Annotated in this window: 25 protein-coding genes; 4 read left to right on the top strand and 21 right to left on the bottom strand. The window is 55.1% G+C overall.

Features of this window, described 5'->3' with window-relative positions; genetic code table 11:
* Positions 1–26: 26 nt before the first annotated feature.
* From ACYVGU_RS06990 to alaS, 7 genes are all read right to left on the bottom strand, one after another.
* Entirely contained in the window at positions 27–752 is a 726-nt protein-coding gene (locus ACYVGU_RS06990; RefSeq protein ID WP_460611762.1) for a hypothetical protein, read from the bottom strand.
* Positions 753–1,167: 415 nt separating this feature from the next.
* Complete coding sequence (locus ACYVGU_RS06995) at positions 1,168–1,500, bottom strand: hypothetical protein (RefSeq protein ID WP_460611761.1); 333 nt, start codon at positions 1,498–1,500, stop codon at positions 1,168–1,170.
* A 295-nt stretch (positions 1,501–1,795) separates the two neighbouring features.
* Positions 1,796–2,617 carry a universal stress protein gene (locus ACYVGU_RS07000; protein ID WP_460621441.1) on the bottom strand — a complete coding sequence of 274 codons (822 nt, stop codon included), beginning with the start codon at positions 2,615–2,617 and terminating at the stop codon, positions 1,796–1,798.
* A gap of 487 nt (positions 2,618–3,104) precedes the next feature.
* Positions 3,105–3,356: a hypothetical protein gene (locus tag ACYVGU_RS07005; RefSeq protein WP_460611759.1), complete on the bottom strand. Its 252-nt coding sequence runs from the start codon at positions 3,354–3,356 to the stop codon at positions 3,105–3,107.
* Between the two features lie 42 nt (positions 3,357–3,398).
* Positions 3,399–4,367, bottom strand: coding sequence for an LIC11966 family surface protein (locus ACYVGU_RS07010; RefSeq protein ID WP_460621442.1), 969 nt, complete (start codon positions 4,365–4,367; stop codon positions 3,399–3,401).
* 27 nt (positions 4,368–4,394) lie between these two features.
* A complete protein-coding gene (locus ACYVGU_RS07015; protein ID WP_460621443.1) occupies positions 4,395–5,144 on the bottom strand; it encodes an energy transducer TonB in 750 nt (249 codons plus the stop codon).
* A gap of 135 nt (positions 5,145–5,279) precedes the next feature.
* Complete coding sequence (gene alaS, locus ACYVGU_RS07020) at positions 5,280–7,964, bottom strand: alanine--tRNA ligase (protein WP_460621444.1); 2,685 nt, start codon at positions 7,962–7,964, stop codon at positions 5,280–5,282.
* Between the two features lie 269 nt (positions 7,965–8,233).
* On the opposite strand from alaS, the gene ACYVGU_RS07025 reads away from it, so the two are divergent.
* The 3 genes from ACYVGU_RS07025 (at position 8,234) to ACYVGU_RS07035 (ending at position 10,442) form a co-directional block, all read left to right on the top strand.
* The gene (locus tag ACYVGU_RS07025) at positions 8,234–8,593 is read left to right on the top strand and encodes a MerR family transcriptional regulator (protein ID WP_460621445.1); all 360 of its coding nucleotides are present in this window, start codon (positions 8,234–8,236) and stop codon (positions 8,591–8,593) included.
* A gap of 335 nt (positions 8,594–8,928) precedes the next feature.
* The gene (locus tag ACYVGU_RS07030; protein ID WP_460621446.1) at positions 8,929–9,609 is read left to right on the top strand and encodes a DNA-processing protein DprA; all 681 of its coding nucleotides are present in this window, start codon (positions 8,929–8,931) and stop codon (positions 9,607–9,609) included.
* 230 nt (positions 9,610–9,839) lie between these two features.
* Entirely contained in the window at positions 9,840–10,442 is a 603-nt protein-coding gene (locus ACYVGU_RS07035) for an RNA polymerase sigma factor (RefSeq protein WP_460621447.1), read from the top strand.
* 288 nt (positions 10,443–10,730) lie between these two features.
* Here the strand turns inward: ACYVGU_RS07035 and ACYVGU_RS07040 are convergent, their stop codons facing one another.
* The 12 genes from ACYVGU_RS07040 to ACYVGU_RS07095 all read right to left on the bottom strand — a co-directional run bounded on the left by ACYVGU_RS07040 (position 10,731) and on the right by ACYVGU_RS07095 (position 18,264).
* Positions 10,731–10,976 (bottom strand): hypothetical protein, encoded by a 246-nt coding sequence (locus ACYVGU_RS07040; protein ID WP_460621448.1) that lies wholly within the window; start codon positions 10,974–10,976, stop codon positions 10,731–10,733.
* A 107-nt stretch (positions 10,977–11,083) separates the two neighbouring features.
* Positions 11,084–11,605, bottom strand: a complete 522-nt coding sequence (locus ACYVGU_RS07045; RefSeq protein WP_460621449.1) for a CHAP domain-containing protein — start codon at positions 11,603–11,605, stop codon at positions 11,084–11,086.
* Positions 11,551–11,961 (bottom strand): hypothetical protein, encoded by a 411-nt coding sequence (locus tag ACYVGU_RS07050; protein WP_460621450.1) that lies wholly within the window; start codon positions 11,959–11,961, stop codon positions 11,551–11,553. The genes ACYVGU_RS07045 and ACYVGU_RS07050 overlap by 55 nt, the downstream gene beginning before the upstream one ends.
* 9 nt (positions 11,962–11,970) lie before the next feature.
* Positions 11,971–12,330: a hypothetical protein gene (locus ACYVGU_RS07055; protein ID WP_460621451.1), complete on the bottom strand. Its 360-nt coding sequence runs from the start codon at positions 12,328–12,330 to the stop codon at positions 11,971–11,973.
* A gap of 2 nt (positions 12,331–12,332) precedes the next feature.
* The gene (locus ACYVGU_RS07060) at positions 12,333–12,824 is read right to left on the bottom strand and encodes a DUF6712 family protein (protein WP_460621452.1); all 492 of its coding nucleotides are present in this window, start codon (positions 12,822–12,824) and stop codon (positions 12,333–12,335) included.
* Complete coding sequence (locus tag ACYVGU_RS07065) at positions 12,814–13,182, bottom strand: SH3 beta-barrel fold-containing protein (protein WP_460621453.1); 369 nt, start codon at positions 13,180–13,182, stop codon at positions 12,814–12,816. The genes ACYVGU_RS07060 and ACYVGU_RS07065 overlap by 11 nt, the downstream gene beginning before the upstream one ends.
* Complete coding sequence (locus ACYVGU_RS07070) at positions 13,175–14,482, bottom strand: phage portal family protein (protein WP_460621454.1); 1,308 nt, start codon at positions 14,480–14,482, stop codon at positions 13,175–13,177. Before ACYVGU_RS07070 ends, ACYVGU_RS07065 begins: the two co-directional genes overlap by 8 nt.
* A 12-nt stretch (positions 14,483–14,494) precedes the next feature.
* Positions 14,495–14,971, bottom strand: coding sequence for a hypothetical protein (locus ACYVGU_RS07075; protein WP_460621455.1), 477 nt, complete (start codon positions 14,969–14,971; stop codon positions 14,495–14,497).
* Between the two features lie 3 nt (positions 14,972–14,974).
* The gene (locus ACYVGU_RS07080) at positions 14,975–15,511 is read right to left on the bottom strand and encodes a hypothetical protein (protein WP_460621456.1); all 537 of its coding nucleotides are present in this window, start codon (positions 15,509–15,511) and stop codon (positions 14,975–14,977) included.
* 3 nt (positions 15,512–15,514) lie between these two features.
* Complete coding sequence (locus ACYVGU_RS07085) at positions 15,515–15,781, bottom strand: hypothetical protein (RefSeq protein WP_460621457.1); 267 nt, start codon at positions 15,779–15,781, stop codon at positions 15,515–15,517.
* Positions 15,782–15,854: 73 nt separating this feature from the next.
* Positions 15,855–16,862: a hypothetical protein gene (locus ACYVGU_RS07090; protein ID WP_460621458.1), complete on the bottom strand. Its 1,008-nt coding sequence runs from the start codon at positions 16,860–16,862 to the stop codon at positions 15,855–15,857.
* Between the two features lie 40 nt (positions 16,863–16,902).
* Complete coding sequence (locus ACYVGU_RS07095; protein WP_460621459.1) at positions 16,903–18,264, bottom strand: XkdF-like putative serine protease domain-containing protein; 1,362 nt, start codon at positions 18,262–18,264, stop codon at positions 16,903–16,905.
* 56 nt (positions 18,265–18,320) lie between these two features.
* Here ACYVGU_RS07095 and ACYVGU_RS07100 point away from each other — a divergent pair, with 56 nt between their 5' ends.
* Positions 18,321–21,095, top strand: coding sequence for a hypothetical protein (locus ACYVGU_RS07100; RefSeq protein ID WP_460621460.1), 2,775 nt, complete (start codon positions 18,321–18,323; stop codon positions 21,093–21,095).
* 80 nt (positions 21,096–21,175) lie between these two features.
* On the opposite strand, the gene ACYVGU_RS07105 is transcribed toward ACYVGU_RS07100, so the two are convergent.
* Both ACYVGU_RS07105 and ACYVGU_RS07110 read right to left on the bottom strand, forming a co-directional pair.
* Complete coding sequence (locus ACYVGU_RS07105) at positions 21,176–21,709, bottom strand: DUF4468 domain-containing protein (RefSeq protein WP_460621461.1); 534 nt, start codon at positions 21,707–21,709, stop codon at positions 21,176–21,178.
* Positions 21,706–22,824 carry a DUF2806 domain-containing protein gene (locus ACYVGU_RS07110; RefSeq protein ID WP_460621462.1) on the bottom strand — a complete coding sequence of 373 codons (1,119 nt, stop codon included), beginning with the start codon at positions 22,822–22,824 and terminating at the stop codon, positions 21,706–21,708. Before ACYVGU_RS07110 ends, ACYVGU_RS07105 begins: the two co-directional genes overlap by 4 nt.
* Between the last annotated feature and the right edge of the window lie 3 nt (positions 22,825–22,827).

Consider the following 22,827-nt stretch of genomic DNA (forward strand, 5'->3'; position numbering starts at 1 on the left):
GGCTTTATAACAGCGCTGGCCGCATGTTAGTGCTGCCCTAAACGCTCGTCAATCTGCCGGATGAGCCCCCGGCTATGCTGCATTACGCCGTGGTACTTCTTAATGATGAATGGGATATAATTACCGCGCAACAGGTAGTTCTGCATAGGCACCGTACTGAGCACGGCCACCAGATTGTGCTGATCCGGTGCTAAATGCTCATCGAGGTAGGCCCCTACATGTTGCTCCTTATAGGAGGCGTAGCTGCCAGATTCCAGTAACAAACCAGGAATCAGCTCCTGATAATGGTCCAGAATACCAGCCTGCAGCTCTTCATTTTCTACTATATCTATTCCGCCAACCGATTTCAACCCTTCAAAGCGTGAGTTATTGGGAATCAGCACGGTAGTATTGCGAAGCGTCCAGTTATAGTAGCCTACGCTATCGGCCTGTTGCTTGCCGGCCGCGAAAGCCAGGTAATAACGCATGCCCCGCATCTGGGTCACATACGATGTCGAGTCTTCGCTCATCTCTTTCAAATCCTGCCGCAAATCCTGCCGCAGGCCTAGCAGAAACTTGCGCTCCTTTTCGCGCTCCAACGAATGCTCGTGCCAGCTGTGAAGCTGGATGGAGAGTGTAATGGCAAATACGATGATGCCGATTTCCAGCAAAATATCGGGTAAGCGCTGCCGCCACGTTTGCGTTGAGTGGCCGTGCTCCTCCATCCCCATGGCTTTTTTACCGTGCTTTTTAATCAGGTCGACTTCAATCATAACAAGATTTTGCCCACAAGGTAAGGTGTCGCCCAGATATGAAACAACTGGCTGCACGATGCCTAAGCCGCGTGTGGATTGCTGGTCTGATTACATGTGCGCCTGCTCAAGCAGTTCGATTGCATTATTGAGTAGTAATAGCGGGATGCACGGGGCCTAAAAGTCAGGCTTCGGCCATTTCCTGGAGCTTAAAGTACTGCTCCATGTTCTCGACCGTAGCCGTGCGGGTGGCCGCCAGCAGGTCCACGGCTTTGTAATCCTCGGAGTACACCTTCAGCAACTGATACAGCGCCTCCGTGGTCTGCTCCTTGAAGCCTTTGTCATCCTGGAAAGCAGGCAGCTTGGCGACTTTCTGCAGCGAGGCTTCTCTAGCATTTCGCCGGTTCAGGCACTGAGGCTACCCTGCCTTTTCTGGTTACGCGGGCGCTACCAACTTACTAAGTAATAGCTCAGCTACTACGTCGCCTTCGGGCAGGCCGCGCTGGCGCCAGAGCTCCACCCCGCGCTGCACCAGTACAAAACTAGGCAGCTCCACGGCCTGAAAGCTTTGAACTACGGTTGGATGGCTGGCTTCATCAATTCGTAGCACCCGCACAGCCGTACCCAGCCGTTGTTGCAGCGATGCCAGCAATAAGGCAATACCAGCCGGCGAATGGCCTTCCGCCCGGACCGCGGGAGGCAGCAGCACCAGCAACACAGCGGTTTCCGGCGACAGCGAGGTAGGAAGGGAAGACTGGATGGCAGGCATGACAGCAGGATAAGCAAGTAGCTGTAAAATTACTCCTCAGTGGCAGCGGCAGGTATGAGCATCGTCAGCAGGCCCAATGATAAAAGTCATCTACCCGTTTATCTTGCTAAAACTCAATGCTTACCCCTTCGGCACACCCCCACGGAGCATGCTGGCAGAAGCAACCACAACCGTTGCCGTCGGCCCGCATCAGCTGGCCACTAGGTTCACTGGTACATGCAAGGCACCCAACTACTCAAACGTTTTCCCTGACAAGGTGCAGCACCCTGGCGGGTACTGTGTTACTAGGTCTCCTTTACTCCTGAGCCGGCAACACCATAATGGGTATTTCGCTGTGCAACAGCACTTTTGCCGTAACACTACGATGAAACAATTGCCCTAGGAAACTGCGACGCCTGGCTATCATTACTACTAAGTCAAACGCCTCGGCCCGGGCTTCCTGCAAAATACCCGTGGTGGGGTCCACAGCCTCCAGGGTGCGCACCCGAATTGGCTCCAGATCAATACCCAGGCCGGTTTGCACCACGGAGTCCAGCGCCTGATCTGCCTGCTGCTGGGTAGCCGGTCCTGGCGTTACGCGCAGCACCGTTACCTGGGCATGCAAAGCCGTGAGCAGCTGCCGGATGGCTCCCGCATGCTGCCCCAGCGTAAATTCATCCCCATCTACGGCCATCAGAATGCGGCGCGGCAGCGCGGGGTTGTGCACCATGTGCGGCACCACCAGCATGGGGTACGGCGCCACCCGCAAAATATCCAACGAGGTTGTCGATATGAGCTCATCTGGAGTGCCCTCCGTGTCGGGCCGGCCTAGCACAACTAGGGTTGGCGTATGCCGGCTTACGGCATCGGCTACGGCAAACGCCACGCGCCCGTGCCCCACTTCTGCTACCACCGGCACCGATACGTCGCGGCTGATGCTGCTCAGCGCCATGTCAACGGCCTGTTTGCTCAGGCGGGAAAGCAGCCCCGTAAACATTTCCGCATCCAGCAGCGAGTCGCGGCGCACATGCAGCAGCACCAGCCGGGCGCCAAGCGGAGTGGCCAGGTTGGTGGCGTAGTCGAGGGCCCGGTTAGCAGCCTGAAAAAAGTCGGTGAGAATGAGTAATGAAGGGACCATGAGAGCAAGAGCGACGGTAAAACCACAACAAAGAACTGCATCCCACCGGCTACTGCCCATGGGCAAGGTCAGGTAAAGTAACTGATCAATATCATATTCCGGCACGCAGCCTCTCCCAGCATTCTAGTTCGGCAGATGTATACGCAACGCCGTAGCCTTCCAAAGCACCCAGGCACAGCAACAGGCCGGATATCTACCAAAAGGTAAACATCCGGCCTGTTGCTGTGCCTGGTATTTCTGTTTGCTGTTTGCGGCTTCAGGCAGGCTAGGGCAATACACTAGCTCAGGGTACGGCACGAACTTGCTACGCCCGAACCGGCCTGCTCTCCGGCTTTGCCGCTTGCCGGCACCTAGTACGGCCCCATATAGGCAGGCCCGTACTAGGTGCTGGCAAGCGGCAAACCGGTTTTAGTTAGGTAGTAACACCCAGATTGCCAGTAGGCTGGAAGGCAGCGCCCGCCTGCTAGTAGGCTAGCACAAACTTTAGCTACCCAAGGCGGGTTCCATGTGGCTGCGTCCACTGCCGATGGTAGACCCACATAAGCTTGGCCAGTCCTATAAAGGCTACCCAACGCATCAACATGCCCAGGGTGTGCCCCAGGTTATAGGCCGTAAAATGCCCCTTGAAGAGGGAGGTTGGACCCGTCAGGGCCTCCAGAACAGTTGGTGTGTAAGCCAAGAATTTCAGCAGAACAGTAGCAGCCAAAAACGGCAACAAGTATCGAGTCAGCTTTTTCATAGATATTCCGGTAAGGATCCGTTGGATGTAGAAATATAGAGGTTAGTCGTTAAATACCGGAATGTATGTAGACTGGAAGTTATTGCCGGCTTGGTTATAAGCCACTACTAACTTCTGGTTTTGTGAGTTGTACATGGTGATAAACCCGTTGAATTTGTCGGCTTCAACTTTAGTGAGGCGGTCCTTGCGCTCCATCAGGTCCTTCATCTGGGCCGCTTGGTTGGCGGAAAAGGCGGCGTAGAACTTCACCAGATTGCGGGCCGCGTCGCGGTACTGGGCATCTTTACCTCGAAAGGGTTTTATAGCTGTCAGCTCCGTCGTGGCGGTTTGGGCATCCTGCACCAGTTGCAGACGCGCTACCTCAAAGGCTGCCGCATCTTGTGCGTTGAGGGCATCGGTGAGGCGGGCGTTGGCTTTCTCGATGCGGAACTGCGCCAAATAAACCTTGTGCTGGTACGTATTCACCTCCGATACCTGCCGCATATAAACGGCCAGGCGTTTGCCCTCCGGGTCTTCTGAAATGGTCATCTTGTGGCGCTGAGCAAACCGCTTTTGCGCTGCATCCACAGAGTCATTCACGACCTGCATCTTGGCTTCGGCCATTTCCTGGAGCTTAAAGTACTGCTCCATGTTCTCGACCGTAGCCGTGCGAGTGGCCGCCAGCAGGTCCACCGCTTTGTAATCCTCGGAGTACACCTTCAGCAACTGATACAGCGCCTCCGTGGTCTGCTCTTTGAAGCCTTTGTCATCCTGGAAAGCAGGCAGCTTGGCGACTTTCTGCAGCGAGGCTTCTGTCTGCTTAATTAGGTCCTGGCGCTTGGCATCAATCTTCTTCGCGTTATCCGAGTGAGCCGATTTGCTGATGTAGCGCAGGTTTTTCTTGAGCATGGCCCGCTGCTCACTCACGATAAAGTTGTTGTAGGCGCTGGGGTCCGTGAAGGTTTGGGCCGAAGCCGAAGTGGCTACGCCAGTCAGCAAGCCGACGGTAATCAGGAAAGTAGAAATGCGCATAGAATATGGGTAAGGGTGAAGAAAATACTAGCGTAAAGCAAACGTGACAGGAACTGAGTAGAAAACGGGCACGGCTTCCCCGTTCTGGCGGCCGGGCTCAAACCGGGGCAGGCTCTCAATGGCCCGCACGGCTTCCGCATCCAGCTCGGGCGAAACACCCTGTTGCACCCGCACGTAGCGCGCCTTACCCGTTTCGTCTACTACAAAAGTGGTAAATACTCGCCCCTGACGATTGTGCTTACGGGCTTCACGAGGGTAGCGAATGGTAGTGGCAATGTGCCGAAACAGAGCCGGCGCTCCACCGGGAAACTCAGGCATCTGCTCGGTATATTGGTACTGCGGACAGGCCGCCAACTCGCCGCTTTCGGCATAGCACTCGGCGCTGATTTCCTTGCCTTGTTCTCGCACCGATTTCTGCCGCATTCGGCCCTCGGCATCGAAGGTCAGATGCTCTTGGTGCTTTTTGGCTCCGGTACTGGTATTCAGTGCCGACATTTTGCCGTTGGCACGCCAATAGGTTGTCGTACTTAACGTATCGTTTGCGGTTGGCCAGGTAGTGGTGCAGGTGCGCACCAAACGCTTGGTAGTTACATAAAACACGCTATCCAGCCGGGACTGCCCTGGTAGTTCAGTTCGCCTCACCTGATATACTGCCTCCTCCTGTACAATGGCAGAATCAGGAAAGACGGTGTAGAACGTGGTTTTAATGGGCAACACTTGCGCGTAACCAGAGGCTGCGCCTAGGCAAAGGCCTAGTGCAATAAGGGAGTACTTCACGAAAAATTAGGCGAACGAATAGTAACTGACAAATAAACGGGCGTTGTGCAGTAGTGGAGTCACTACCGCACAACGCCCGTTGGTCATTGGTCGGATGAACGGTCAAAAATACCGTCTTCCGCTTAAAATACAACTCTAGGCTAGGGCCTTGCTGATCAATTCTTCGGCTTTACCAATAGCGGCACCTAGCCCGGCTACGTTTTTGCCGCCAGCCGTGGCAAAGAACGGCTGCCCGCCGCCACCACCCTGGATTTCCTTAGCCAGTTCACGCACCAAAGTGCTGGCATTGAGCTTGCCGCCTTTGGCTAGTTCATCGTCCAACATCACGGCCAACTGTGGCTTGCCATCTATTTCGGCACCTAGTACCGCTACCAGGTTGGGCACGGTTTGGCGCAGGTTGAAGGCTAGCGTTTTAAGGCCATCAGCCGACGAGGCTTGTACCTGAGCCGCCAGGAAGTTCACACCGTTCAGCGCTTTTACCTGGCCGGCCAGCTGGTCTTTCTGCTGGTTGATGCTTTGCTGCGCGAACTGCTCGATCTGCTTCCGCAGGCCAGCAATTTCCTCGGTTTGCTTCTCAATGCTCGGGATGAGGTGCTGGGGGTTGCCCAACGCCTCCCGCACCTGACCCAGCAAATCCAGCTGCTGGTTCACGAAGGCTTCGGCTGTCTCGGCGGTTACGGCCTCAATGCGGCGTACGCCGGCACCTACGGCACTTTCCGAGGTGATTTTGAAGAAGCCAATGTCGCCGGTGGTGCGCACGTGAGTACCGCCGCAGAGCTCCACCGAGAACTCCCGGTCGAAGGTGATGACGCGCACGAACTCGCCGTACTTCTCACCGAACAGGGCCGTAGCCCCCAGGTTTTTGGCCTCATCAATGGGTACGTTGCGGCGCTCATCCAGCGGAATCTGCTGGCGGATGCGGGCATTTACTAGGGTCTCCACCTGGCGCAACTGGTCGTCGGTCACCTTGGTGAAGTGGCTGAAGTCGAAGCGCAAGAGCTTCTCGTTCACTAACGAGCCTTTTTGGGCCACGTGCGAGCCGACTACCTCGCGCAGGGCGGCCTGCAGCAAGTGAGTAGCGGTGTGGTTGCGCTGAATCTGGGCACGGCGGGCGTGGTCGTAGCGGGCCAGGAACTCGCCATTCACATCCTCGGGCAGTTCCAGCACGGTGTGCACGATGAGGTCGTTTTCCTTTTTGGTATCCAGCACACGCACCTTGCTCAGCGGCGACTCCAGGTAGCCGGTGTCGCCGATCTGTCCGCCCGATTCGGCGTAGAACGGCGTCTGGTCGAGTACTACTTGGTATTCCGTTTTGCCTTTGCGGTCGGTGCGGCGGTAGCGCAGAATGCGGGCCGGGGCCTCCTCCTGGTCGTAGCCCACAAACGCCGGCTGCTCTTCTGATTCTCGCACAATGGTCCAGTCGCTCTGCTCAGCCTCCTGGGCGTTGCGCGAGCGGTTTTTCTGGGCGTCCAGCTCTTTCTTGAAGCCTTCTTCATCTACCGTCAAACCCTTTTCGCGGGCAATGAGGGCGGTCAGGTCAAGCGGAAAACCGAAGGTATCCGACAGCTCAAAAGCGGTTTTACCATCGATGCGGTTGCTGTTCTGGCGGAAGCCTTCTTCTAGGGTCTCCAGGCGGCGCAGGCCGTTTTCCAGGGTTTTCAGGAAGGCAATTTCTTCCTCCTCAATCACGCGCTGCACAAACTGCTGCTGGGCCTTGAGCTCGGGGAAGATGTTGCGCATCTGGTCGGCCAGCACGGGCACCAACTTGTACAGGAAAGGCTGCTTCTGGTTCAGCGATGAGAAGGCGTAGCGCACCGCGCGGCGCAGAATCCGGCGAATCACGTAGCCAGCCTTCACGTTGCTAGGCAGCTGGCCATCGGCAATGGTGAAGGAAATCGTCCGGATGTGGTCGGCAATAACGCGGATGGCAATATCCGTTTTCTCGTTTTCCGTGGCCGGCTGGTCGTTCACGGTGGCTGGGGCGGTGCCGTGGTACTCTAGGCCTACCTCCTTGGCAATAAACTGGATAAGCGGCTGGAATACGTCGGTATCGTAGTTCGACTTCACGCCCGACACGGCCATCATCAGGCGCTCGAAGCCCATGCCGGTATCTACGTGCTGAGCGGGCAGCTTTACCAGGCTCTTATCGGCCAGGCGCTGGAACTCCATAAATACGTTGTTCCACACTTCCACCACCTGCGGATGGTCGGCGTTTACCAGCTCGCGGCCCGATTTCTGGGCTACCTCGGCCTCATCGCGCAAGTCTATGTGGATTTCGGTGCAGGGGCCGCAGGGACCGGTGTCACCCATTTCCCAGAAGTTATCCTTTTTGTTGCCGGGCAGAATCCGGTCGTCGGTGGTGTACTGGCGCCACAGGTCCTGGGTCTCGGTATCAGCCGCCAGCTTGTCACCGGCATCCCCCTCGAAGTACGTAACATAGAGGCGGTCTTTGGGCAGCTTGTATACTTCGGTGAGCAGCTCCCAGGCCCAGGCAATGGCGTCCTTCTTAAAATAATCACCAAACGACCAGTTGCCGAGCATTTCGAACATGGTGTGGTGATAGGTGTCGTAGCCTACCTCTTCCAGGTCGTTGTGCTTGCCCGATACGCGCAGGCATTTCTGGGTGTCGGCAATGCGCTTGAAGGGCGCGGGCTTGTTGCCGAGAAAGTAATCCTTGAACGGGGCCATGCCCGAGTTAATGAACAGCAGCGTGGGGTCGTCCTTCACCACAATGGGCGCCGAGGGCACGATGTGGTGGCCTTTGGAGGCGAAGAAATCCAGGAACTGCTGGCGGACGTGGCTGGCGGTGGGGAGTGACATGGGCTGTAACGGAAAGCGGGCTTCCCGATTCGTGAGGTTCGATAATACATAGCCGGCGAAACCATTGGAATTGGCCGCGGCCGGGATTTTGGCTATTTTTCGCAATTAACCAGTAATTGCGCTTCCGGCAAAGGTAGCCGACCTGACTTGGAAAGCGAAACGCCGGCTAGGACGCTAGTCCTACTGTCAGTACTCTGCAAGCCGGCGCCCTATCACGAGCACCCTTCATCCCCTCCTCAGACTACAAAGTCCGCGCTACAGCTCATACCATGCCTTACAAAGACCGCGACATCGAGAAGCAGTACTTCACCATTGGCGAGGTAGCGGCCCAGTTTAATGTGGCTCCTTCCTTGATTCGCTTCTGGGAAACGGAGTTTGAGGAGCTGCGGCCCCGAAAAAGCAAAAAGGGCAACCGCCTCTACACGCCCCAAGACATCGACATCTTTCGCACGATTTACCACCTAGTAAAGGAGCGCGGCTACACCATTCCGGGTGCCCGCGACATGCTTAAGCAGAAAGGCCCGCAGCTGAAAGAGAAGATTGACGTGATTCAGAGCCTGGAGAAAATCCGCAAGTTCATGGTGACCATGAAGAAGGAGCTGGACGCTATTGGCAAGGCGCAGGGGTAGATGGAAACACCGAGCAGCTTACATAAAACGCCTATACCTAGTGAAACACTAGGAGCTGGGCTGACGATGTTTCTATTTACAATCCTGGCAGACCTAGCAGCTTTCATCTTCTCGTGTTTTCTGGGCAGCATCCATATCAGCCCTACTAACTTCGAGGAGGATGCTATTTACGCTAGATGGGTGGTCGTTTACTTGGCTGTATTCGTGCTGATTGGGCTGTGGATGTGTGTTAAACTAAAACGCCGTTGCTCGCCGCAACGTTTCTTAGGGTTAGTGGCTGGCTTTCTCCCATTACTTGCCCTAGAAAGCTATTTCATTTACTCGATTTATAGGTAATGGCTGACGACACTCTCCTGCACGAAGTCGCACTCACTCTATTTCCTACTATTGGGCCGCAGATGACGCGGCAGCTGATGAGCTACGGCGGCTCGGCCAAAAACGTGCTGCACCTGCCGCCGGGTAAGTTGCGCAAGATTCCGGGGGTAGGGCCTGCAACCGTAGCGATACTCACCGGTTCGGAACGTACAGCCGCGCTGAACCAGGCGGAGGCGGCCGTCAGGAAAGCCGAGAAAGACGGCGTGCAGCTGCTCTTTTACACCAGCAAGAAGTTTCCGACGCGCCTCAAGCAATTGCCCGACGCGCCTACCCTACTTTACTACCAAGGCACCGCCGACCTGAACCACCCCAAAACCGTGGCCATCGTAGGCACGCGCCAAGCCACCGACTACGGCCGCGAGCAAACCGAACGTCTCATCAAAGGTGTTGTGGCGCACCAGCCGCTCATTGTTAGTGGTCTAGCGTATGGCATTGACATTGCGGCGCACCGCGCGGCCTTGCAGGAGGGCCTGGAAACCGTGGGCGTGATGGCCACCGGCCTTGATGTGCTGTACCCGGCAGCCCACCGCAAAACAGCTGAGAAAATGCTTACGCAGGGTGGTTTGCTTACTGAGTTTCCGTTTGGTACCCAGCCCGACAAGTACAACTTTCCTTCCCGCAACCGCATCGTTTCGAGATAAGGCCTTTTTAATATCATTAGAGGCTATTTATTTCACTTGCCAACGCTTTTGCCAACGTCACACTTTAAAAACAGTAAAGGCCGGCTTTATTTAGCCGGCCTTTTGCGTTACGGTTAGATAAATACAGTTATAAATACGTTACACACAACATTAAATAACATTACAACTTTTAAGTACAATTCTACGGGAAGGCATAAAACACGGCACTAGATTCGTCCCTACTGTCCTCTATGTATCCCGACAAAGCCGCCGAATTTTTAACTTCTATTGCCCCTCACCTTTTACGCTTACTGAGCTATGCCCGGCTCCTGGCCGGCCCTACTGGAGCAGCAGCGGAGGAGCTCCTACACGACACCATTTTGGTGTGCCACGACCGCATACAACGCAAAGGATTTAATGGAGAGCCGGACGCATACGCCGGCTACTTGTGCGTGGTAATGAAGTTTGAGCACCAGGAGCAGCAACGCCAGAGCACCGGCCGCCGGACTCGTGCCGGCAAAGAGGAACGGGTGGGCTCAGCCCGGATGGTGCGGCTCGACGAGAGCCAGCTGGCCAAGGCCTCCGAACGTCCCGACGAGCAGGCAGCCTCTGAAATTGACCCGGTGGCACTGGCCGTCGCTGTGCACACCTACTTACTTCGGCACTACTCTCCGGAGCAGGTGGCTATCTGGGAATACCACACCCAAGGGGTAAGCTTCGAGGAAATCAGATTTCTAACAGGCACGAGTCGCTCTGCTGCTCACCGGCTGGTTACGAAAATGCGAATCGACCTACGGCGGGAGTTCAGCGACTTCAGCGAGGATTGCAACGAGACGCTACCAGCTGGCTTATAAAAAGAGCCCCGGCCTTACGGTCGGGGCTCTTTTTATTTTGGTTCATAAATAGGAGTCCAATACGCCACTTCATTAAAACGGACATATTGTGGGCCTCCGTCCCTAGTGAAACGACCAGGGCCAACCACAATCATATCGAGCTTTTCGAATCTGCCCGCTACATAAATAGGAGGATCAACCGTGCGTATAAGTATCTGCTGATTATCCTCAGGCATCTTCGTTCGGGGAGTTTCCCAATTCCAATTTTGTGTATCCATGCACAACGATACCCAAATGTTTTTTTCTAAGCTAACCAGGACGAGCCTTTAGCTTCTGCCAGCCCCACGCACCTATCCCGGCTCCTAATAAGGCCACCAGAATAATAGCCCAAAGGGGAATTTTGTTGGTAGTAGTTGGTTGCGAGCTTCCACCGTTTGCTCCAGCACTGGCAGCCCGGCCGGCATTATTGACTTTGGTAGCGCTGGCTGTGTTGTTAGTACCGCCAATCTGAAACACCACTTGGCTTTTCTTGCCGATAGTTACGGTCGTTTCCATACCGGTCGTATCCTGACCAACCACAAGTTGGCGGGTTTCCTGTTTCACTGTTGCTGTCTCCGCTGCCTTACAGCCGAGTAGCAGACACAATCCGAGTAAGTAGTATTTCATTCAATCCAGTTAGCAGCTGAGTAAATAGAATTGCGGGAGCGCCGGAGCCGGTGAACGCCTTCCCCCTCCCGTGAGCCACTACCGCCGGTGTTGCCCTCAATTGTGATAAAGCCAGTAGGCGTTACTTTCTCTATGACAGCAATATGGCCGATGCGGCCGAGCGGTTGGTAGTAGAAGCCTACCACGTCGCCGGGCTTGGCCAGCGCTGGAGCACCGCGAACCCCCCGCTTATAAAACGTGCGTTTTGCGTCGGCAAACCAGTTGCGGGCGCCGCCGGCACCGGCGGGAAACTTTAGCCCGCAACTCTTCCACACCCACGCCAAGAAGGCACCACACCAGGGGTTGCCCTTGCCGAGCCCTACCACTTTCAGGCAGCGCTCAACAAAAGGACCATCGTTGCGGCCGGTCGCCTCGTGCTGGCCAACGTTGGCCGCGGCCACCTGCAGCACCGAATCCCGGCGACTTAGCCGGCCAGCATAGCCGCTAGAAACAAAAGTGAGAAGCAGAGCAAGTCCCAAGAGGAAGCCCGTAACGCGATATCTTGGCGTTGGCATGGAGTGAGGCTATTAAAGTCGGTTTTAGATTGCTCCTCGTGGTAGCGGTTCAGGTATGGGGTATTAATCCACTGGCCGATATAGAGGAAGGCTTTGCCCACGGCGAACACCAGGCAGGCTAGATAGAGCTTGTGCAGCACGTCGAATTGAATGGGAGCCGCACTACCCGGATTTAGAGCAATCAGAATCCGTTGGCTGGCTGGAAACCAAAGGATAAGCGACAGGCCCAAATAGAGCTCGTTCCACCGGCGGAAGTGACGCACAAACCAGCCGCAAACGGAGGCCGCAGCAGTGCGGCAAAGGGAGAAAAAAGGGTGCATGCAGAAAGATTAAAGGGTGTCGTTTTCGTCTTGTTTGGGCGTAAATTCTGGTGGCGACTGATTGAAGCGACCTTGCACCGCCTCTATTCCCAGCCACTTATCGAGAGCATTAAAAGCTCGAAGGAGAGCCCGGTACGAGCGCTTTAGCACTACTATTTCTTCCCGGAGGTGCTTCACTAAGTCAGCATAGCCCTTCAGCTGCTCTTTCAGGACACTGACCTCTTCCCGGAGGGCTAAGTTTTGGGCCCGGTTCTCCTCCAGTGCCGCGTCGGTCTGTCGCACCATCCGAGCCCCGAAGTAGCCAATTACTCCTAGTAGCACCAGAATAAGCCCGCCTACAGCGGAGAGTATAAGTTCTAGTGTTACCACGGCTAGTCTGTGATAATGCCAGCCGTGTACCGGCGACGGCGGGTGGGCGTGCACGGCACTTCGGGGTAAATGTCTTTACGGGCCTCTAGCCACTTCCTCAGGTCGGTTGAGCGGTCGTCGGCTTCCGTGCGAACGGCCTTGCTGAGCGTGTTATAAGAGGCCGTGTCCACGGCGACCTCGCTCCGATCGAGGCCCCTGCGACTCACATCGACATTTAGAAAGGGTAAGCTCAGGTAGTACACCCACTGGCTGAGCATAGGCACGAGCTCCGTGTGCAGCTCGTCGAAGCGTTCCGGCATCGGAGCGGCCGCGTTGGCCGCTTCCGCTTCGAAGGCATCACAGAGCAGCTCGTAGAGCACTTGGCCAAGTATAGGCACCAGATGTTTCTCCTGTGCCCGAATAATGCGCGAATCGAATTTGTCCGGTGTAGAGGCGTTTTGCTGTACATCGGTGTGGCGCCAGATTTCGGTCGCCAGAATAAGCTTAGTTGCCATCGAGAGGGGCGGCGTAGCTGAGCACCTTGCCGGTCTTAGGGTCTAAATAGTTGAGGATGCTTACCACCTCGATAGTGCGGAAGGAGCGCCAGGCCTTCTTACTGTAGTCGTAGTAAGTTTTAGTTGTGCGGGAGTAGGGCCTGAAGGATTTTGGCTGTTTGGAATTCGGCACGAGCTGCAGGTTTCGGGTGCCCTCGGCCAGCCGTAGCCGGCCTTTCGGGCTCCCTCCTTTGGCGCTGCCATCCGTGACCGTGCGAAAGACAAAGCGCACAGCTGTCTTATTAAGCAGGTCGAGCAGGTACTCCTTATTGCCCCACTTTTTGCGCTGGTGAAGCTGAACCCGGAGCGTTTTAGCCACGAGCGAGCGCCTCCAGCACTGTGCGCCCTAGGTTCTCACCACCGTCGTTTTGGTCCGGCTCCCCCTCTCCCATCTCAGCCTTTTCCTCGTCGGTGAGCTCTGGCTCGTCTATCCACTTCCGGAGGCGTGACGCTGGCAGAATCTGCTCCAGTAAGTTTTCGGAGAACGTCATGCGCACGGGAAGCGAAGTCGTGATATCGAGCGTCTCCAGCGCTTCTTCCTCCACGTCGCAATACTCCAGTAGCATGCGGAAGTCCTCACAGATTTCCTCCTGCTCTGGCCGGCACTCCGTGTTATAAAACAGCTCGTAGGCGTTTCGCAGCTCGTTGCCGTTGCCGCCTAGGCTACCCGTACCAGGTATGCCGGCAATCACGGGCGACGTAAAGCCGTTGGCCGTAAGAATCTTTTGCTGGCAGAGTTCGGCGTATGTATCGTAAAGCGTGTCGCCACTGGCCGTCTGATAGCTCAATAGCTTCGTAGCATCTGGATTCGATACCCCGGTCATAACCATCAGGTTTTTGCCGTTGGCGCCCGTAAACTTCTTCTCGATGCTGCGCTCAAATTTCTGCGCGGCTTCTACTTCCGTTTCCCCCTCTCCTGGCTCCGGCTCTTCCGACGTAACCAGGATAGTGCCCACTGTAAAGCGGTTTTGCACGTTGCTCACGTGGAACTCCGACAGGTCGCGCTCCAGCTGCGCGTAATTGATAGCCGCCCAATATTCCGGCTCCGGATAGTACTCGATGTCGTCAGACTCCGTGATGCTCACGAAGAGTTGGCGCTTCTGCTCACTGGCTAGGTCCGGATTAAATGCCGGAATCATAACCGGCTTATTCTTGCCGGTGGGCTTGCTCCAGTCCCGGGAAATGTAGTACTCCTCAATCTCGCCCTCGTCGTTCCACTTGCCGAAACGAACCTGCTTAAACCGTTGGTAGTGGAACTCCACCGGTACGCTACCCTCCTCATTCCAAATAACCTGAACCGCCCACCCGCGGAAAGTGCGCTTATCGAGAGCTATCTGCTTCAGGAGCTTGCGGTGGCTGTTGCGGCCGTCGATCTTCTGGAGCAGGGCGAATAGCTTCGGGGCCTTCGCCTTATCCACCGTGAAGCCGGAGCCAGCAATAAGGCGGGATGCCGTGTTAATGCAGCGGGCAAGTGTCGTCGAGCCTTTCTTAATGGCCAGCAACTCGTCGAAAAACGTGTTTTTCTCCCCAATGCTAACCCACTCGCCACCGGTGCCCTTGGTTTTAACCGTGGGTGGAGCGGGAACGACGAGCGCGAGGGCAACGGTATGAACTTGCATGGAAGCGGGTACTTAGGGAATAAGGGAAAGAAAGCCAGGCACGAGGGCGGCGGCAATTTGCGGGGCCTTTTGCGTGGCCATGGCCGAGAGAGAAAGGCTGAGCTCGACGCCGGGCACGCGTTGTACCTCCAGCTGGAGGCCAAGCTCTTGTCCTGGCCACCACCAGCGGCCGTTGAGGTCCTGAGCTAGTGCGTGCACTGGTTGGCCGAGCAGGCTGAGCACGGCGCTGGCCTGGCTATCGGACTGCTCCGCACCGGAGAGGCTGAGCTTTTGTGTGTAGACGGTGCCGAGCTGGCCGAGCTGGCCTTGCTCGCCAAAGGTGCCGGCGGTTGGGGTGCGGCCTAACACGAGCACCCCGCCGGCAACAGAAAGGCCCAGCGTACTTACCTCGTTCAGCTCCGGCGTGGAGTAGAAGCACTCCACGCCGGGCTGAAATGGGATAAGCAGCAGGGCCCGCACACCTATAACGGAGTAGGACGTGCTGGCCATTGCTTAGGCGTCAGCAGCTACTAAGCCGGCTAGGGTATTGTAGCACTCCAGCGTTAGCTCCAGTGGCCGGTCGTTCTCCGCACCTTCCACAGAAATATCGTAGCCGTTAAGGTCGCCGGCGGCAGCACCTAGGCCACCGTCGTTCTTGGCAGCCCGAAGGCCGTTGGCCTTACCAAACAGCCAAAACTTTTCACGGCGGTCGGCCACTACGTAGCAATGGTCGGTAAGGTCCATAGCCTTTGCAGCCTCGTTTTTCTTCGAGTCAGCACCGGCCAGCACCAGGCCGAGGGCCTGCTTAACGTAGGTCGAGGCGCCGAACTGCGTTGGGAAGGTGCCGGCTACTTTGTCCTTCTCACACTCCAACACGACCGGCTTAGCATCACCAGCGAAGGCAATGGCCGAAACCTTACCATCAGTCAGGGTTACCGTAGCCGTAGCCAGTACGCCGTTTGCTGCGAATGTTGGCCAGGCCAGCACGTTTACCCGGGCGCCACCTTGGCTATAACCGTCTGTTTTACGAACGTTTCCAGTCAGTTTCATCGACTACTTTTTAGAGGGTTGAACCTTCGTTACCAGCTCCTCGTCGCCGTCAACCGACAATAGAGCAGACTCCTCGTCGAAATACACGCCACGGGGCGTTACGAAGCCTTCCTTCAGGGTAGGGAAAGATTTCAGAGCTGCTTTTACCTCCTTAATCCGCTCTTCTTTGAGCAGTTGAGCAGGCGTTTTTTCCTTGGAGGCCTTAGCCGTCGAGGCTTCACCAGTGCCGGGGGTTGTTTGCTCCTGGGTGTTTTCGGTATTCTCTGCCACGTTATAAAATGATGTACCCTAAACCGGCCCTACTGCATTAGTAGGGCCGGTTTGGAGTGATGAATGAGTAGGTTTAGGCGATGCGAATTACCTTCTGCTGAGGCACGAGCACTTGGCTATCGAGGGTGGCCACAGCTTTGAGGAACTTCTCGTCGCCCGTGTTATTCACCTTGTCGATTTTCACCTCGTTTGAGTCGCTCAGCACGTCGGTAGCCAGCAAGAAGTCACCATCCTCGTAGCCACGGCCACCCATCAGCACGTTCTCCGGAACAGGCACAAATTCAATTGGCGTGTTCAGGTAGTAGTACTTGCCGTTTTCAATCACGAAAACGTCCCGGTACTGCTTGTTTTTGTTGGCCATGGCAATCAGCATCTTGTGCGAGTGCGGGGCGTAGATAACGGGCTTACCATCGGCACCGCCTGAATTCCACAGGCCAGAAGCCACGCCGTGCAGGCTGAGCAATACCTTGTCGTACTCGGCATCCATGTTTGACAGCGTAATAGCCGTGCCGTCCACGAACTGCACTTTGTCAAAATCCTGAATGAAGCGGGTAATAATGCCAGAAACCTTCTTTTTCGCCGTGGTGGGCGTGGCCGCAGCCAGCGCTTTCATTTTGGCATTGGCACCACCGGCGGCAATAGCAGTTTTGTCGGCTGCAGTGATGCCATTCCAGAAGGTGTTTTCGAAGCCAAGGCCGAGGCGGGGCTGGTAGGTTTCCAACACCAGGTCGTTGTACGACTTGCTGTCGGTGTTATCAGCACCAGCACCCATATCCTTGTTGAAACGGGACTGGCGAAGCTTGTCGGTGGTAAATACCTCCATTACCATGATTTTCGCCGGAGCCACGTCGCGCTCCGAGTACTGCATGGAATCGGCGTACCCATCGAGGTCAGTTTCGCGGATTTTCTCCACGTAGCCGTCCCATTGGGGGTTAGCCGTAGCACGACCAATCGACGTTTTGTTTTTGATGTTGGGTAGAACCCGGACTAAATTCTGAGACACGGTATTGCTGGCCGCCAGCACTTCGCTGATAATCGGACCGGCTTCGATGCCTTCGTAGGTTTTCGAGGTAAATTCCACGAGTTGTTAAGGAGTAAGAAAGTGAAGGAAAAAACCGGCCTTAGTCTTTCAGGCCGCTAAGTGCTAGGGTTCGGGCGAAAAGCTGTTGGCCAGCCGTCTGAGGCTTCTCTTCCTCGGCAGCCTGCTTCTCGGCGTTCTTGTCGCCGGCCAGCTTTACAGGTGAAGCGGCGGGCTTGGCTTTTAGCTTCAGCTCCAGCGCCGAAACCTGCTTTTGGGAGGCGGCCAGTTGGGTTTCGACGGAGGAAAGCTTTTGCGCTTTGTCGTATGTGGCCTTATCAATCTGATAAGTGTACTGGCTGGTGCTCACCTCGAAATAGGAGCCATCGGCACAGGCGTAATTGCCACTCTCCAGCATCTTGCCTTCAGCCGTCGTTAGGCGACGAGTGATAGGGTTGTACTGGAGCTCCGTGCCGTCTGCCATGGCAATGCTTTCGAGCGCTACGTTAACTTCCGAGAGGCTTTCGGCACCATCTGCTTTCGCAATGGAGTAAGCGTCGGCAGTAATCGTGAGCTCGTCGCCACCAGGTAGCGCATAAGTGCCAGCATCGAGGGCGGTGGCTTCTAGCTTCTCATCTTCATCGGATTTCTCCGATGTAGCCTCCTGCTTCTTGCCATCCTTTACTATCAGCTCGCCGCCCTCTTTCAGCTTGTAGGTGCCGTCTGCCAGCTTCTCGCCACGGTTATTGTCGGCATCGAGGGTAAACACCTCGCCCGTTTCCTCGTCAATCTCAATCGATGAATCGTCGTCGAGCACAAGGGTTGCCAGCTCTACGCTCGTCATGAGCTTTTTGAGACCGGCAAAGAATGCGGCCATTTTATTAGCCGGCTTTGGGTTCTTCTGCATGGAAAATTTAGAAAGTGTGGTATAGCCTAGTAGCCCCTCCATCGAGAAGCCTTTCACTTTGCCGGTCTCTACCTCGTCAGCCCACAATTGCGCGTCGGGCACCTTATAGCTGGCCATCCACGTGCCCACTGGCACCTCTTCAGCTGAGAAGCCGAGAGCGTAGGCCTTGTCCTTGGTGGCATCCGTGACAATCCAGGACTCTACCACGTGATTGCCCTCCAGTGGCGTTTCGTGCTGTAGGTTTGTGGCCTGCGTGTTGTTCTGCTCGTGGAACCGATCGCGTAACTGCTCGATAACTTCGGCTGAAAACGTGATGTAGTACACGCTCTTCTTATCCTCAGCCAGCCGGGCAATTTTCAGATCAGGAATTAGGACCGGGCCGGTTAGAATCTGCTTCTTAGAATCAGCCTTTAGGCACACGCGTACTGGCTGCTCAGCCGAGAGAGCAACGAAATTCACGCCGATAGCTGGCGTCTCCACAAACGACACGAGAGACACCCCCTGCTCCGGGGCATTGTCGCTTATTTGGACTGCGTAAATGGGTGCTTTCTTGGCCATGTGACCGTATCACGGGCGCGGCCGGGATTTATCCCACCGCCGCCCGTGATAGGTGTATGGCAATCACGAAGCAGTATAAAATCGAAATCGACGGCCAGGAGGCAAACGCCACGGTCGGGCAAGTAAAGAAGCGAGTCGAGGAGCTGGAGCTGGAGCTCGAAGGCCTGACCCTCGGCACCATCGAGGCCGACCGGGTGCTACTGGAGCTAGGCAAAGCAAAGGCAGCCATTAACGACTTAGACGAGGCCACCGACGCGGCGTTTGCCAAGAACAAGGCCGGTGCTTTTGTCGATGCAGCTAGCGGCATTGCGGGCGCCTTCGAAGTGGGCACAGTGGCCGCGACCAACTTCGGGTTACTCTCCAGCGAGTCGGCCGAGAAGTACACGCAGAAGCTCACGGAAATGATAGCCGTCGTAGGCGGACTGGAGCAGGTGCACAAGCTCACCACGTCGGAGGTGCGCTCGGCTCTCTCCAGTGTGCTCGGCAACATTAAGAGCACTATTGCCGGCTACTTCGGCATGGGTACCGCGGCCACCACGTCTGCCGGCATCACGAGGGCCGCGCTGCTGAGCACCGGCATCGGTGCCTTTCTCATTCTGCTCGGCTTAATCATTGTGAATTGGGACAAAATCACGGGCGCTGTAACGCGTAACCGGGAGGCTATCCTAGCCGTGGTGAAAACCTTCCCCCTTATCGGCCCACTCGTTAGCTTACTCGACGACATCGAGAAGAAGTTTGGTGGCATTCGCCAGGCGGTTTCTGGCTTGGGCGCGGCCCTGAGGGAATCCTTCAGCGTTGCCGGCGACGTGTTAAGCAAACTAATGCAGGGCGACGTAACCGGCGCGTTAGCCGAGGCCCGCAAGATTGGCCAGCGTACGTCTGAAGCCTTCGACGCCGGCGTGAAGGAGAAAAACGCGGAGCTGGCAGAAGAGCGAGAGCGAGAGGCCGCTAAACAGCGCCAGGATAGCCTAAAACGGCAGATATCCGAGTTAGAAGCTGCGGGCAAGGACTCTTATGAGCTAAAAAGACAATTACTGCAGGATGAACTCCTCTTGCTCAATAAGTCTGCTGACGACTACGAGAAGCTCCTGGCCGATAAGCAGTCTGAGCTCCGGGCCCTGACCCTCGCCCACAACAAAAAGGTAGCTGACGACGCCGAAAAAGCCCGTAAAGAGGAGGAAGCTAAGCAGAAAGCGGCTTCGGATAAGGCCCAAAAGGAGGCAGAGGAACGGTATGCCAAGCTCCGGGAAACGCAAAAAGTGGCCTCTGAGAAGGAAATAGCTGACAATGAGGAGAACCGTAAGCGCATGGTGGCCACAGCCCGGGCTTATGGTGCTACTCAGCAGGATATTTTACGGGCTGAAATAGCGGCGGCCATCGATGCTCAGACAGAGCTTACGCTGAATGGCAAGCGCTACGGCTCCGATTACCTGGCTTTAAAGGAGGAAATCCGGGTGAAAGAGCAGGCTATAATTACTGCTAACCTGGCCGACCAAAAGAAAGCCCTCGACGACCGGCAAGCACTTGGCGACCGTGAGCTTACGCGCCTCGATAACGAACAATTTGAAAGATTGAGCCGACTTCAACGTGCTGGCGCCGGCGAACGGCAGCTCGATGCTCAACGGCTAGAAGATCTAAAAGCGCAAAAGAAGCTCCTCGAGGAGTTCGGACGGACAGCTAGCCGTGCCTACGTAGAAATACTTAACTCTATCGACGAGGTGGAGAATAGATTGAAGCCAAGAGCGCTTACCCTCGGCCAAACCATTCTAAAGGCGCTTTTCAAGCTTACCGACGAGCAGGCCCGCACCATGGCCACGGCTCTAACTCAACTCTTCGGGCAAGTCATGGAAGCCGCCTCGATGTTGAACGAGGTATTTTTTTCTCAGGCAGACGAGCGACTGGCTGCTCAGATAGAGAAGTACGACGAGCAGCTGTCAGCACTGCAAGAGCGTGGCAAAACGCTGGAGCAGGAAATGGCCGATGCCACCCGTACTCGCGAGGCACTGGAGAACGATGTGGAGGCACAAAAGGGCTCACGGCGGGAGGCTACTATAAACCGTATTGCCCGGGAGCGGCAGGAAGAAACGCGCCTAGCCAGAGAGAAAGCGAAGAACGATGCTGAGCAGTTAAAGGCTGTAAAGCTGAAGGAGGAAGCAGAGAAACGCCGGCAAGAGCTCCAGAAGCAAAGCCAGGCTTTGTCCGATGCTGCGCAAGTGGCGGCCACCGGTGCTACGGCCGCGGAAGCTATACTAGCGGGTGTGCGGGCTGTCTCCGGAGCCAACAAGGTTCCTTTCCCGGGCAACCTGGTGGCGGTGGTGGCTGCTCTGGCGGCTACGGCTGCAGCGATTGGCAGTGCTAAGAAGCTAGGAGCTACGCTGAAGGGTGCAAATGGGGGCCTACTCGTGGGACCATCACACGCCCTAGGTGGTATTCAAGGCACTGGCCGTTTTGCAAACATCGAGGTCGAGGGAGGTGAGAAGCTTATCAACGCCCGGGCGACGGCCAACAATCTCAGCCCCCTAGCCACCATAAACAAGTACGGAGCCCGAGTGCAATTCGTAGCGGTGCCCCGTGCTCTAGTGCGCGGCGCGACCGGTGGCCAGCTCTCAACAGACGGTGCCCTTGACGTGGCCACTGCTAACGGTGCTGGCATGGTGCCGTTGCCGGCTGGGCAACTGGAGCGCACGAACGCCCTACTGGAGCAGCTCGTGAGCCATGCGGCTGTTACTGCAGAAAAGGAGCCATTTGTGTTTGACGGCCCAAACAGCAGACGCATAAGTGACCGTGCCAACCAGGAACGCGCCGACGCTGGCGGAGGTAAGTTATTCTAGTTAAGCCTCTTTTCTTGAGCCAAAAAGGCCCTCTACATGATTGTAGAGGGCCTTTTTGGTATGATTTTGCCTATTAGCTATTAAAATGATGCCTCTTTCTTGGTAACTGAGGCTCTAAGTTCATTGGCTATAGACTGAAATTCGCCATTCAGCCGCTCCCACCACATATCGTAGGTTTTTTTGGAGGGCGGATTTGCCGGCACGACCTGCTCTAAAGGGGTTTCTCCCTCCCTAATCTGGCTGATTTCATACCTCATTTTGCCCTCTCTAATCGTAAATGTGAGCATGTGAGGGTAGGTAGCTGGAGCACCAGTGGCCACGTCGCGGAATGCTAGGCGGCCTTGGCCAATTAGTTGACCGCTACTAGGGTCATCGACCTGAATTACGGCTTTTGCGCTGTTGTAATGAGAGGCCAGCCAAGCTTTTGTGCGGTTATAAAGCTGTGCTTGTGTAGCACCAGGCACCTCGATAACACCAACGTAGGCCACTTTTTTGGTAGCACTGTCAAGCGGGAAGTTCTGAAGGCCTTTATACTGGTGTTTTTGCGCTAGTGCAGATACACTGACAGCTGTTAACAATACAATCGTGAAAAAGACGGGACACCTTAGTTTCATGCTTGTTCTTTTAAATAATCCAAACTATAGGAGTTTAACCATCTAACTTGATATTCATCCCTAGTGAGGCTAATAGCACGTTTCACACCGGTTCCTCCTGCATCATGTATACCCTTAGCTATAGCTTCGATTACAGAAAGAGGGGGCGATAGCTCGTTCTTAATTAATTGATATAGTTGGAACCCAGCTAACGTTAGAAGATACCCGTCGTAATTGTAATTTAACTCGGGAGTATTCTCATATATAACACCTGTGCTACCAAGGGTCAGAACAAAGATGCCTGAACCAGTTGGAGGTGTATTCGTTGATTCATGAGACATAAGCAAGCCTGCTTCAACTAGCGACATAATCTCAGAGTAAGTAACACCATGAGCTTCTAGTATATTTTCACCTCTGTTATTAACCCTTGTGACTAACACGCCTTTTTTGTTACCATCTATCACATAGTCAGCCACACGCTTAAACGATGCCGCCTCGCTTTTATTTAAGTTCCGTAATGCTTCTAGAGTCCGCAAAGAGAACGAACCAGGGCGCTTGATTTCTCCTGCGAGTATCTTGCCAAAAAGAGCCTGCATCTCTTCGGTAGTTGCGTCCTCTGCGATGCTGTAAAGACGCTGCGTCCAGTCAATATCTACAGGTTCGCTAGATACAGATTCTTCATTCTTGAGTTCTTGTTCTGCAAAGTCTTTAACAGCATCCAGGTTTAATTGATGCAAGATGTTTTGATAGGTAACTCTATCATTGATCTTCTCTTGCAGTTGTTTTACCTCAATTGGAACACCAACCAAAGTTGCATTAGTATTTTGTCCATCTAGACTCATAGTTTGCAATTGTGCTTGCCCCCCATTGAGCAATTCCATATATGCTCGGGCTCTTTCAATATTTGTGTGCGTTTGGGCCGTACCAACCGTTGTTACACGATAGGCCTCATTCTGTGCACGCTTTTTATCTAGTAGATAAACATCTAGAAAATCTTTAACACTGGAACCTAAACCAGTTCCCCAACCCCCTACAACGTCAAAAAACTTGGTGAGTGGAGTGGAAAGACCAGCGGCGTCTTTCATATTTACTAGTGAAAATGACTTTGATCCTTCGGCTTTTTCTTCGTCGGCCATAAA

Source organism: Hymenobacter tenuis (genome assembly GCF_054780495.1).